This is a genomic window from Leucobacter sp. NPDC077196 (assembly GCF_040687075.1).
Taxonomy (GTDB): Bacteria; Actinomycetota; Actinomycetes; order Actinomycetales; family Microbacteriaceae; genus Leucobacter.
Window position 1 is genome coordinate 714806 of the sequence record NZ_JBFBML010000001.1, and the last position, 12651, is coordinate 727456.

The following is a 12651-nucleotide window of genomic DNA, read 5'->3' on the forward strand; positions in this document are numbered from 1 at the left end:
CGCAGATGCTCTGCAGGTCGTCCAAGCGAAAATCATAGGATTGGCCGCCAAGCTGGTCGTACAGGAAGGGAGCCCCCATGAGCACCACACCCGAGTACGACCGAGACGGTCGCCTCATCACCCCCGCGTCAGCGACTACGGGCGCTGGTGAGTCGCCGTCCACGGCAGCCGAGTCTTCGCATCCGACCGTGCAATTGCCCGATGCGATGCAGACGCCGACGACGCCCGAGTCGACGCGCGCATCGACACCGCACGCTGCTCCGTTCGCGCAGCCGCATGCGCCGACACAGCAGTATCCGCACCACGCGCCCGCACCTGCGGAGTCCGTATCGCACCAAGCCCCGCACGGCGCGCAGCCCACCGGCGGGGCGCACGTTCCAGCGGCGTATCAGGACGACCATCACGGCACTGCATTCGGCTTCGGAGCAGCTCCTGCAGGATCGCATGCCTCGGGTGGCGCCGGGGGAAGCGTGCCCGGCAGTGGCGATGCGCCCCATCACTCGACCGATTCCGACCAGCCGGGCGCAGCGAAGCATCGCTCCGGCATGCTCCTCGCTGGACTGGCAGTCGGAGCGCTCCTCGGAGGCGTCGTGGGTGGCGGCGTTGCCGCGGTCGTCTCGGCGAATGCACCGCAGGCGGCGACGACTGCGGCCTCGGGAAGCAGCGCGATCACACTGAATAACGCGGAGAACGCCACGGCGATCTCGGGCGTGGCAGCGGTGGCAACGCCGAGCGTCGTCACGCTTGAGGTGGCCGGCGGGAGTTCGAGCGGTTCGGGCTCTGGCGTGATCTACTCCGAAGACGGCTACATCATTACGAACGCGCACGTCGTGACGCTCGACGGGGCGGCGACGAGTGATGCCTCCATCCGTGTCAAGTTGAGCGACGGGCGCATCTTCGACGGCAGCCTCGTCGGAGTCGATCCCTATGCAGACCTCGCAGTCGTCAAGGTCGATGCCGCGAATCTTCCTGCCATCGCCGTGGCCGACTCCGACAAGATCGATGTCGGAGACCTCACCGTGGCGATCGGAGCGCCGTTGAATCTGGCGAACACGGTCACGAGCGGCGTGGTGAGCGCACTCAACCGGGGCATCTCCGTCGGAAGCCCGTTGATCGAGGACCAGCCATCGCCGGATGACGGCAGCGGCGATGACGGCTCGGGCGGTGGGGGCCTCCCTTGGGACTTCCGCTTCGGGCTGCCCGATGAAGAGGGCCAGCAGCCGCAGGAGCAGCAGCCCGGTTCGACGGGGAGCGTGACGCTCCCCGTCATTCAGACGGACGCCTCGATCAATCCGGGCAACTCGGGAGGAGCGTTGCTGAATGGAAAGGGCGAACTCATCGGCGTCAATGTCGCGATCGCATCGACGTCAACGACGGGCAGCACCGCCGGCAGCGTCGGACTCGGCTTCGCGATTCCGGCGAACCTCGCTTCTCGTGTCGCTGACGCGATCATCGCGGGCGAGCAGCCGTCGCACGGCCTCCTCGGAGCGTCGGTCGCCGATTCGTCGCAGGATACCGACGCTGACGCGAACTACGCGGGCGGATTGCTGGTCGAGGTTGCTGCCGACGGCGCAGCCGAGCAGGCCGGTCTGAAGGCCGGCGACGTGATCACGGCAGTCGACGGCGTCGCAGCGGTCGACGGCACGTCGGTGTCTGCGCTGATCCGCGAGCACGCGGGCGACAGCACGGTGAGCATCGAGTACATGCGAAACGGCAAGGCGGGCGAGACCGAGGCAACGCTCGGCACCCTCGAGTGGTAGCGGGCAGCGGACGGGCTTCGGCATAGCAGCGAGTGCCGCGGGGGTTTCGCACCGAAATCCCCGCGGCACTCGTGCATGCGGAGGACGCCGATCTGGGGCCTGCCAATGCCTTACAGTTATATCGATGAGTACCGCCGGATTCGACTTCGCGAGCGGCAACCTCTCGAAGCTCCTCGCTCTCCCGAAGTATGCGCTGTCGTGGATGCTGTCGTGGTTCGTGCCGCGTGTCGCCTCACGCTGGGTATTCGGGAGCGGTGCAGGCGTCGGCGAAGGAGCGCTCGCCGTTGCGCGTCGGCTCCGCGCGGAGCAGCCGAACGTCGAGATCGCGTGGTTGGTGGCGAACGCCGACGAAGCTGATCGAGCGCAGGCCGAGGGCTTCACAGCGGTGATGAGACGTGGGCGCGCGGGATTCTGGACGACTCTTCGCGCCGGTCACATCGTTGTGACGCACGGATTGGGTGACGCGAATCGCTTCGGCGTCACCGGCGGCTTCGTCGTGCAGCTCTGGCACGGCGCACCTCTCAAGTGTCTGCACCTGGACTCGCCGGTGACCACGGCGGTGACCGGTCCTCCGATGATTCGCGCGCTGCTGCGGCGCATGTATCGAGCCGGATCGCGGCAGGTGGACCTCTACGTCGCTGGTTCTCCGCTCGCCGCCGATCGTCTTCGCTCGGCCTTTCGCGTCGCTCCCGGCAAAGTGCGAGTGCTGGGCGATCCGCGCGACGATGCGCTCGTCAATCTGCATCTCGGTGCGGAGGCAGGAGCCGAAGCCGGCGTGGAAGTGCGCGCGCTGCTCGAACGGACTGGGGCCCGCATCGCCGAGAACGATGCGCTCGTACTCTATGCGCCGACATGGCGCGACGGCGAAGCTGATCCCGCGGTTCCGACGGAGGAGGAAGCCGCCGCCATCCGCGAGGCATTCGCCCGTGCCGGTGCGCACCTCGTCATTCGATCGCACCCGCTCGGCAGCGGAGCGTATGAAGCGCTGATCGGCGATCGCGTGCACACGCTGGGCGCCGAGACGGTTCGCGACATCACGCCGATGCTCGGAGCGTTCGACGCGGTGATCACCGATTATTCGTCGCTCGCGATCGACTTCGCCCTCCTCGGCCGCCCCATTCTCTGGTTTGCACCTGACCTCGAGCACTACGGACGCACGCGGGGATTGTACGAACCACTCGAAGTGACCGCGGCCGGCCGCGTCGCCCATGATTGGGCGGGAGTGCTGCAGCTCTGGGAGTCGTTCTCAGTGCCGAACGAACGTCGAGCACTGGTTCGTGAGGCTCAGGCGCTCGCCCAACGCTTTCACACGTATCGGGATGGCAGATCCGCCGAGCGGGTGCTCGCGGAGATCCGGCGCTTGCGCACCCCCGCTGCTGATCTCATCGACGCCGATGGCATCTTCTTCGAGAGTTACTACGGTCGTCAGATCAGTTGCAATCCGCTTGCACTCGACCGCGAGATCGAACGACGGTTTCCCGAACGCACCCGGTACTGGAGCGTGACGAGCGAACGTCAGGTCGTGCCGAGCGGCGCGGTCCCCCTGCTCGTCGGAGGTCACGAGTGGTTCGCTGCGCGTCGAACCGTGCGTCTGCTGATCGTGAACGACTGGCTGCGCTACGGTTTCCGCCGCCGCCGCGGGCAGACCGTGCTGCAGACCTGGCACGGGACGATGCTGAAGCACCTCGCTCTCGGAAGACCCAGCGTAGGCCTGCGCACGCGATTCGCGGTACGACGGGAGAGCGCACGCTGGAGTCTCCTGCTCTCGCAGAACCCCCACGCGACTGCCCAGTTCCGCTCGAGCTACGCGTTCACAGGTGAGATTCTGGAGACCGGATACCCACGTGACGACCGTCTCGCTGCGGCGGTAGCGGGGGACGGGGTGAACCCGGTCGCCGCTCGCCTCGCCCGGTCGGAGCTCGCCGTGCCTCAGGGGAAGCGCGTGCTCGTGTACGCGCCGACGTGGAGGGATCGCGGCGTCACGCTCGTCGATGATCTCGATGTGCACCGACTTGCTGACGAACTCGGCGACGAGTGGGTGGTCGTCGCGCGCGGGCACACCCGCACCCACGCTTTCGGCAGCTACGCGGGTACGAGTGCGCGCGTGATCGACGCATCCCAACACCCCGACGTGTCCACCGTCATCTTGGCGGCCGACGTGCTCGTCACCGACTACTCGTCGATCATGTTCGACGCAGCCGTCTCGCGCACCCCCATGCTGTTCTTCGTGCCGGATCTTGCCGCCTACCGCGACCGCGAGCGCGGGTTCACCTTCGATTTCGAGCGCGATGCGCCCGGGCCGTTGCTCGAAGCGAGGCACGAGGTCGTCGCGCACGCCCACGCGCTCGCCGAGCACGGCCCGGATGCGGGATGGGTGCGAGACTTCGAGCACGCGGCTGCAGCCTGGCGGGAACGCTTCGTGCCGCACGACGATGGACATGCCGCGACTCGCGTCATCGACACGCTCGTCGATCGCGGCGCACTCTAAACGCGCGAGCGATCCACGACACGGCCGCGTCCGAAGAACCGGCCACCGCCGAAGACGATGCCGCGCAGGAACCCCGCGCCCCAGCTGACGTGCATCGTCACAAGCGTTGCAGCAGTGAGCAGCCGATCTCGGGCGCCGCGCTGATCCGGTATGCGTGCGGTGGCAACGCCGATCCCGAGAAGGTAGGCGGTCATCGGCGTTAGCAGCGCCGGCCAGGCCGATGCCCAGGGAAGCACGCCGGTGCTCAACAGGATGAGGGCGCACGTGCTCGCCGCGAGTCCCAGCACCAGCACACCCGGAACGAAGAAGCGCCACGGGTTCGCTCGACCGTACTTGCGCACGAGCACGGCGCGCCAGGTGCCCGTCGCGAAGAACTGACGAGCCAGATCGGCGAAGCTCGCACGCGGCCAATACGTGACTCCGAGTGCGGGGGAGAACCAGACCAGCCCGCCGGCCCTGCGGATCCGGAGGTTCAGTTCCCAGTCCTCGCCGCGCAGGATTTCGCGATCGTATCCGCCGGCTGCATCGACCGCTTCGCGCCGGAAGATGCCCAGATACGCGGATTCCGCCTCGCCGGGTGCCCCATCTCCGTGATATGCGCCGCCGCCGAGCCCGTACGGGCTGTTGTATCCGCGGGCGATCGCACGCTGCACGTTGCCGGCGCCGGCGGCGCGCATCACGCCACCGACATTCGCAGCACCCTCGACCGCGAGGGTCTCGACGCCGCGGCGGGTGTAGTCGGGAGTGAGCTCCGAGTGCGCGTCGACGCGAATGATGACGGGATGGCGGCTCATCGCGATGGCGCGGTTCAACCCGGCGGGAATATCGCGTTCGGGATTCTCGACCAATCGAACGCGAGAATCCTCTGCAGCGAGTTGCGCCGCGATCCTATTGCTCCCATCGGTCGACGGGCCCAGCGCGAGCACGATCTCTTTCTCGCCCTCGTAATCCTGCAAGAGGATCGTGCGGACGGCTCGTTCCAGAAACGTCTCCTCGTTGAGCACGGGCATGACGTAGCTCACAGCCGGAAGCTCGGGCAGGGCGGGGAGATGCACGGGTCGATCCTCCCATATTCCAACCGCCTCATCGCGGCTCAGGCGCTTCTGCGATGCATCGGGTTAGGCTTGCAGGATGCAGTTGGCGAAAGATGTGAAGCGTGCGCTTCGACTCGGAAAGCGCGTGCTCAAGGGGCGTCAGGCGTACTTTCAGCTGCGGCAGCTGGTCGAGGAGCGGGGGAGGCTCCCCGAGCAGGAGTTCAGGATCGGCGTGTACTTCGCCGATAGCGACGTGAACATCTACCAGATGCGGCAGTGGTACGCCCCCCTCCAGCAGCTCTCGCAGGAGTGGCCGGTGCTCGTGCTCGCGCGCAACGCTTCCGGTGCGCGGCAGCTGATGCGGGAGAGCGGTCTCGCCGTCGAGTTCGTGCAGCGCGTCACGGAGATCGAGCGAGTGATCGAATCGCAGCGTCTCGACGTGATCCTGTACGTCAACCAGAACACCCGCAACTTCCAAATGATGCGGTACGGACAGCGGTGGCATGTTTTCGTCAATCACGGCGAGAGCGACAAGATGTACATGACCAGCAATCAGTACCAGGCCTACGATTTTGCATTCGTCGCCGGCGACGCCGCACGCGAGCGGCTGTCACGGGCACTCTGGAACTACGACGTCGCTTCGCGCACGATGGCGATCGGCCGCCCGCAGGCCGACCATCTCGCGGGGGCGCCCCCGTTCACGCCGGATGAGCGGACCGTCGTGTTCTACGCCCCGACCTGGGAGGGTGACCGGCCAGCTGCGAGCTACGGGTCGGTGGCATCGCACGGCGAGACGCTGGTGCGCGCCCTCATTGCGACCGGGCGCCATCGCGTCGTGTACCGCCCCCATCCGAGGAGCGGGGTGGTCGACGGCGAATTCGGTGCGGCGAACGATCGCATCATCGCCATGATCGAGGCGGCAAATCGCGCTGACGCGACCGCTCAGCACGTCTACGACACCAGCCCGCGCATCGGGTGGCAGCTCAGCCTGCCGGATGTCGCGATCTGCGATATCTCGGCGATGGTCTACGACCGGCTCGCGACGGGCCGCCCGCTCATGGTGACACGTCCGACCGCGGCCGAGGCGGCCGTCGACGAAACCGGATACCTCAGCGTGTGCGAATGGCTCACGGCTGAGGAGACCCCCGACATCGCGGCGGTGCTCGATCGTGTGATCGGCGACCGAGCTGCGCGCGAACGGCTCGGCACGTGGTCGGAGCACTATTTCGGCGATACGGCCCCCGGTGCGCCCACGCGACGATTCCACGCCGCAATCAGCGATCTGCTCGCCCGCGCCGACGCCGAACGCGCCAAGCGCGGGCACAACTGACGTTCATTCCGCGGGAGGCCCGTCCGGCGCCGCGAGCCCCTACACCGGATGGTCGGCGTTGTACCGATCGAGCACGTCCTCGATCGCGCTGTCGAGCACCAGACGACCGCGATCGAGGTAGAGCCCGCGCGAGCAGAAGCGCCTGAGGTCTCGCTCGTTGTGCGAGACGAGGAACAGCGTCTTGCCCTCTGCAAGGATCTGCTCGATGCGCGCGTAGCACTTCGCGCGGAAGGCCTTGTCTCCGACGGCGAGTACTTCGTCGACGAGGAGCACCGGCTCGTCGAGCTGGGAGATGACGGAGAAGGCGACGCGTACCTTCATTCCGCTCGAGAGATGCTTGAACGGCGTATCGATGACGTCTTCGGCGCCGGCGAACTCGATGATGGAGTCGAAGCGATCGGCAATGGTGCGCTTGCTCAGTCCGTGGAGCCCGGCGGTGAGCCACACGTTATCGCGCACGGTCAGGTCGCCCACGAAGCCGCCCGTGATCTCGATGAGCGGAGCGACGCCGCCACTCACGTCGACGCGGCCCTCATCGGGGAACAGCACTCCGGCCACCAGCTTGAGCAACGTCGACTTCCCCTGCCCATTGCGCCCGACGACGCCGATGGCCTCGCCCGTGTGTACATCGAAGGAGACGTTGCGCAGGGCCCAGAAGTCTCCCGGTCGGCCCCGCCGCGCGCGGCCGGAGAACAGATCCTTGAAACTGCGGCGCGATCCTCGATTGCGGCGGAAGCGCACGCCGAGATCGGTGACGGAGATGATCCGCTCTGCGGTCGACGAGGCCTCGGTGCTTCCCAGATGCGATGCGGTCACGTTACAACTCCTTCAATACGCCACCGATGGTGCGGCGGAATACGAGTATGCCGATTCCCAGGATGACCAGTGTCATCGCGGTCGACGCCGCGATGAGCGGCCAGTCGAGCTGATCCGGGAAGAACCCAGCGCGGAACAGCGCGAATACGCCCGAGAGCGGATTGAACCAGGCGAGGGGCCGCGCGAATTCCGGAAGGTCGGCAGCGCCGTAGATGATGGGCGAGGCGTAGAACAGTACGCGAAGAATCAGCTTCGTCGCGCGTTCCAGGTCGCGGAAGAAGACGACGAGCGGCGCGACGATCAGGCCGACGCCCAGCGTGAGGGCGGCGAGCAGCAGTACGGCGACGGGCATCAGCAGAATGCCCCAACCAACGGGAGCCTGGCTCAGTATCGCGAAGGCGATGAGCACCGGCAGGCTCAGCAGAAACTCGATTCCCTTGGAGCACACGATTCTGCCGACCCAGATCCAGTGCGGGAGCGCGACGGATCTGACGAGTTTCACATCGCGCAGGAACGCTCGCGTCGAGTCGGAGATCGCACCGTTGACCCAGACCCACGGCAGCAGGGCGGTGAGGAGGAAGACGATGTATGGCTGCTCGCCAACGGTCCGCTGGAACACTTGGGTGAAGACGAACCAGTAGATCAAGCTCATCAAGAGCGGGTCGAGGATCGACCAGAGGTACCCGAGAAGGGAGGTCGCGTAGCGCACCTTGAGATCGCGCCGTGTCAGCAGCCAGAGCGACGACCATGCGCTGACGCGTCGGGTTCGAAAACGAGGTGAAGGGGTCACATTGCTATTCTGCCGTCTTCCGGCGGTCGGCGAGGCCACACGGACGCACACCGAACCTTTGCTAAATTAGTACGCGTGCCGCCCGTGACCCCGTCTGCCCTGCCCGAGCCCGAACCCCAGAGGGGGTCGACGCCGAGTGACGAGACGGTGATCGGCGAAACACCGACGGGAACCGGTGGTGCGTCGCGGCTGCGTCCCAGCCGCACCGCAGGGGGGCCGTCGGCTCCGTCGGCGCCCGCTGCGCCCGTCGAGCAGGACGAGCCGACGCCCCAGACGCGATCGTCTGCTGACGCCCAGCACCCCGACGCTGCACCCCAGGTGCAATCGGTTCCCGAGACGTCGGCGCGCGCGCCGCGTACCGGCCGCATCGAGGTGCCGGTGCCCTCGGTCGTCCGTGCTCGCGAGCGCGGCCGCATCGCTGAGCAGAACCCCGTGGTCTTGCGGACGGAGATGCTGACCAAGACCTACGGATCGCTGATCGCGGCCGGAGACGTGTCGATCGATGTGCACGCTGGATCGTTCACCGGCTTCGTGGGTCCGAACGGCGCCGGAAAAACGACCACGCTCTCGATGATCAGCGGTCTGCTCCGGCCCACCTCCGGGCGGGTCACCGTCAGCGGAGTCGACGTCTGGACCGATGGTCCGGCTGCGAAGCGGCTGATCGGCACACTGCCGGATCGCCTGCGTCTGTTCGACCGGCTGTCTGGCGCGCAGCTGCTGTACTACAGCGGCGTGCTGCACGGCGTGCCGGAGGCCGCAGTCGCGACGCGTTCTGCCGAACTCGCCGAAGCGTTCGGACTCGAATCCGCGCTGGGGCGACTCGTGTCCGATTACTCGGCCGGTATGCAGAAGAAGATCGCCCTGGCCTGCTCCATGATCCATGCCCCTGAGGTGCTGGTGCTCGACGAGCCGTTCGAGGCCATCGACCCGGTGTCAGCGGCGAACGTGACGGAGATTCTCGAGAAGTACGTCTCCGGCGGCGGCAGCGTGGTGATGTCGAGCCACAGTCTCGATCTCATCCAGCGCGTGTGCGACCACGTCTCGATCATTGTCGACGGTAGTGTCATCGCGCAGGGCACAGTAGATGCCGTACGCGATGGTCTCAGCCTCGAGGAACGATTCGTGCAGCTGACGGGTGCGAGCGACGCGAGGAAGGGGCTCGAGTGGCTTTCCGGCTCTTCCGACTCCGAGTAGCTCTGCTCGGCGGCGGATTCCGCGGCTCGTTCGGAAAAGCTCTGCGCACTACGCTGCTCTACGCGCTTCTGGCTGCTGCTGCCGCGCTGCTCGCATTCGCACCGACGGTACTCGTCCGTGACGCGCGCGAACGCTCGGTCGTCGATCTGATCATCGGTGCGGCGATCCTGCTCGGAGTGTTCGCGGTTCCGTTCTTCGAGAACCGTCGCATGCTCGAGCCCAGGCAGCTGGTGCAGTACCCGGCCGCACCTGGGGCAATCGCGGCGAGCCTGCTGCTGTCGACCGTCGTCACCTGGCCGTTCGCGCTGCTGGTCATCTGGCTCGGTGCGCTCGTGGCGGTCCGCCCCGAGTGGCACGAGCCTGGATGGGCCGCTCCTGTGGCGTTCGTGCTGGCTGCGCTCTTCGCAGTGACGAGCGCCCGTGTCACTTCCCTCATCTCCCGCTTGCTCGCGGGTGAACGTTTCGCGGGCGCTCTGCGCACCGCAGGAGTCGTGCTCATCGTCGCGCTTCTGCCGCTCGCGGTGTTCGCCGGCGCCACGGTGTTCGCGCCCGGTGGTTTCGACGCCGCAGAGCAGGTCGCTGATCGGCTCGCCTGGACCCCGTTCGGTGCGCCCTTCGCTGCAGTCGAGGCGGCTGCGGCAGGAGACGTCGACGCCGCGGGTACGTTCTTGGCGATTGTTGCCGGTGCGATCGTCGTGCTTCTCGTGATCTGGTTTCCACTCGTCGCCGTCTCGAATCGGCGCATCGAACGTCCGCTCTCGCCCGGCGTGGCGCGCAGCGGCCTCGGTTGGTTCGAGCGATTCCCGGCACGACCCGCGCAGGTGATCGCTGCACGCCAGCTCACGTACTGGGCGCGCGATCCTCGGTACCGTGTGGCGCTGTTCGCCATTCCGCTCGCACCGCTCTTCATGCTGCTGGCGTTCTGGGTGGCCGGAGCGCCGCTCGCGTCGCTCGCGATCGTGCCGCTCCCGGTCATGCTCCTCCTCCTCGGCTGGTCGCAGCACAACGACATCGCGATGGACTCGACCGCGATCTGGGAGCATGTCGCGAGCGGCACTCGTGGCCGCTCCGATCGAGCCGGGCGCCTCGCACCGGTGCTCATGATCGGCCTGCCGCTTGCTGTGATCGGATCGAGCGTCACCGTCACGATTGTCGGAGATTGGCGGATCCTCCCCGCAATCGTCGGGATGAACATCGGCGTGCTGCTCGTCGCATGCGCTGTGTCGTGCGTCTTCTCTGTGCTGACGCCCTATCCGGCAACGCGCCCCGGTGACAGCCCGTTCGTGCAGCCGCAGGGATCAGGATCCGGATCGGGACTCGCGCAGACCATCGCGATGATTCTCGCCCTGGCACTCGCCGTGCCGCCGGTCTGGTTCGCCGTCAGCGCCATTCTCGATGTCGAGTTCACCGCGAACATGTGGGCGCTCGGCTTCGGAATCGGTTACGGTCTCGTGGTGCTGACGCTCGGCGTCGTGATCGGTGGATGGCTCTTCGATCGCAGTGGGCCCGAGCTGATTGCGGTGACGCAGGTGTTCGACTGAGTTCGCCGGTTGCGGAGGAATTCGCGGAAGAATTCGCGGAGTAGACTGAATTCATGGGCATCTTCACGCGCAACGATTCCGACACCGCTGGGGGCACCGACGTCCTCGACCGCGAACTCGAACAACTGCTCGAGGATTCGCAGATCGAGGACGGAGACCACGAACGGTTCTCGCACTACGTCCCGAAGGAGAAGATCATGGAGTCCGCGGTCACGGGCAAGCCCGTACGCGCGCTCTGCGGCAAGAAGTGGACGCCGTCGCGTGATCCCGAGAAGTTTCCGGTGTGCCCCGATTGCAAGAAGGTCTACGAGCAGATGCGCAAGTAGCCCGGGCGCGGTCGAGCGTCGCTGGGGGAGCGAGTTCGAGAGATCAGTGATCGATTAGCGGTACTCGGTGGGAATCGCGGGATCGCCGCGCGTCAGGCTCATGGCGACCGGTGGCAGCTCTGCGACACTGACGCGGTGACGCTCGCGAGCGGCGATGATGCCGTCATGCCCGGTGTGCCCGGGCTGGATCGTGCCATCGACGACGAGCGGTTGCAGCACGGTTCGACCATCCGCATCCGCACCTTCGCTCGTGCCTCCAGGTCCGTCGCCGAGCAGTACGAGCTCTGCAGTGGCGACGCCGGTGGCGGTGAGTGCGCGACGAACGCTCTTGCGCCCGCCGACCGAGGCTTTCTCCGCCGACTTCTTCGCCACTGACACCCACGCTCCGGATGCATCCTCGTGTGCGACGAGTTTGTAGACCATGCCCATGGTCGGCGTTCCGGAGCCCACGACCACCGAGGTGCCGACACCGAAGCTGTCGACCGGGGCGGCTGCGAGGGTGGCAACGGTGTGCTCGTCGAGGTCGTTCGTCACGGTGATGCGCGTGCGGGTGGCGCCGAGGTCGTCGAGCAAGTGCCGTACGCGCCGCACGACGACGGGGAGGTCGCCCGAGTCGATGCGCACGGCTCCGAGATCGGTGCCGGCGACCTCGATAGCCGTGCGCACCCCCTGGTCGATGTCGTAGGTGTCGACGAGGAGGGTCGTTCCGGTGCCGAGCGCCGCGACCTGCGCTGCGAATGCGGCCCGCTCGGTCTCGTGCAGTAGCGTGAAACTGTGTGCCGCCGTGCCCATCGTGGGGATGCCGTAGCTGCGACCGGCCTCGAGGTTGGATGTTGCTGAGAAGCCGGCGATGTAGGCGGCGCGCGCGGCGGCGACGGCGCTGTACTCACCCGTGCGTCGTGAGCCCATCTCGGCGAGGGGCTTTCCCGCTGCCGCGTGCACCATGCGCGAGGCAGCGGTCGCCACGGCGGAGTCGGAGTTCAAGATGCTCAGTGCGAGTGTTTCGAGGAGGACGCCCTCGGCAAAGCTCGACTCGACGGTGAGCAACGGTGAGCCGGGGAAGAAGACTTCGCCTTCGGGATAGCCCCAGATATTGCCGCTGAACCGGAAATCGGCGAGCCAATCGAGCGTCGGCGCGCTCACGACCTGGTGCTCGCGCAAGAAGGTGAGTTCGGCATCCGTGAAACGGAAGCGCTCGATGGCCTCGAGGAGGCGGCCGGTACCCACGACGACGCCGTAGCGACGAGCCCCGGAGAGCCTTCGTGCGAACAGTTCGAATACGCTGCGTCGGTGTGCGGTACCCGCTTGCAGCGCCGCATCGACCATGGTCAGCTCGTAGTGATCGGTGAGCAGCGCCGTCGAGGTATGCACG

10 protein-coding genes are annotated in these 12651 nt (G+C 66.8%); 6 read left to right on the top strand and 4 right to left on the bottom strand.

Annotation, left to right across the window (positions count from 1 at the left end; all coding sequences use genetic code 11):
- Positions 1–77: 77 nt before the first annotated feature.
- Both AB0O71_RS03405 and AB0O71_RS03410 read left to right on the top strand, forming a co-directional pair.
- Positions 78–1760, top strand: a complete 1683-nt coding sequence (locus tag AB0O71_RS03405; protein WP_363741962.1) for a trypsin-like peptidase domain-containing protein — start codon at positions 78–80, stop codon at positions 1758–1760.
- Positions 1761–1884: 124 nt separating this feature from the next.
- Complete coding sequence (locus tag AB0O71_RS03410) at positions 1885–4248, top strand: CDP-glycerol glycerophosphotransferase family protein (RefSeq protein WP_363741964.1); 2364 nt, start codon at positions 1885–1887, stop codon at positions 4246–4248.
- Here the strand turns inward: AB0O71_RS03410 and AB0O71_RS03415 are convergent.
- On the bottom strand, positions 4245–5303 hold the full coding sequence (locus AB0O71_RS03415) for a glycosyltransferase family 2 protein (protein ID WP_363741966.1): 1059 nt from the start codon (positions 5301–5303) through the stop codon (positions 4245–4247). The genes AB0O71_RS03410 and AB0O71_RS03415 overlap by 4 nt on opposite strands.
- Before the next feature lie 76 nt (positions 5304–5379).
- Here AB0O71_RS03415 and AB0O71_RS03420 point away from each other — a divergent pair, with 76 nt between their 5' ends.
- Positions 5380–6612: a hypothetical protein gene (locus tag AB0O71_RS03420; protein WP_363741968.1), complete on the top strand. Its 1233-nt coding sequence runs from the start codon at positions 5380–5382 to the stop codon at positions 6610–6612.
- Between the two features lie 39 nt (positions 6613–6651).
- On the opposite strand, the gene AB0O71_RS03425 is transcribed toward AB0O71_RS03420, so the two are convergent.
- Positions 6652–7428, bottom strand: a complete 777-nt coding sequence (locus AB0O71_RS03425; RefSeq protein WP_363741970.1) for an ABC transporter ATP-binding protein — start codon at positions 7426–7428, stop codon at positions 6652–6654.
- Position 7429: 1 nt separating this feature from the next.
- Positions 7430–8218, bottom strand: a complete 789-nt coding sequence (locus tag AB0O71_RS03430; RefSeq protein WP_363741973.1) for an ABC transporter permease — start codon at positions 8216–8218, stop codon at positions 7430–7432.
- A 75-nt stretch (positions 8219–8293) separates the two neighbouring features.
- Between AB0O71_RS03430 and AB0O71_RS03435 the strand changes: the two genes are divergently transcribed.
- From AB0O71_RS03435 to AB0O71_RS03445, 3 genes are read left to right on the top strand one after another with little or no spacing between them, the layout of a single operon-like run.
- On the top strand, positions 8294–9412 hold the full coding sequence (locus tag AB0O71_RS03435; protein WP_363741976.1) for an ABC transporter ATP-binding protein: 1119 nt from the start codon (positions 8294–8296) through the stop codon (positions 9410–9412).
- Positions 9382–10953, top strand: a complete 1572-nt coding sequence (locus AB0O71_RS03440) for a hypothetical protein (RefSeq protein WP_363741979.1) — start codon at positions 9382–9384, stop codon at positions 10951–10953. The genes AB0O71_RS03435 and AB0O71_RS03440 overlap by 31 nt, the downstream gene beginning before the upstream one ends.
- A 53-nt stretch (positions 10954–11006) precedes the next feature.
- Positions 11007–11279, top strand: a complete 273-nt coding sequence (locus tag AB0O71_RS03445; protein WP_363741982.1) for a DUF3039 domain-containing protein — start codon at positions 11007–11009, stop codon at positions 11277–11279.
- Positions 11280–11333: 54 nt separating this feature from the next.
- On the opposite strand, the gene AB0O71_RS03450 is transcribed toward AB0O71_RS03445, so the two are convergent.
- Positions 11334–12650, bottom strand: a complete 1317-nt coding sequence (locus AB0O71_RS03450; RefSeq protein WP_363741985.1) for a nicotinate phosphoribosyltransferase — start codon at positions 12648–12650, stop codon at positions 11334–11336.
- Between the last annotated feature and the right edge of the window lies 1 nt (position 12651).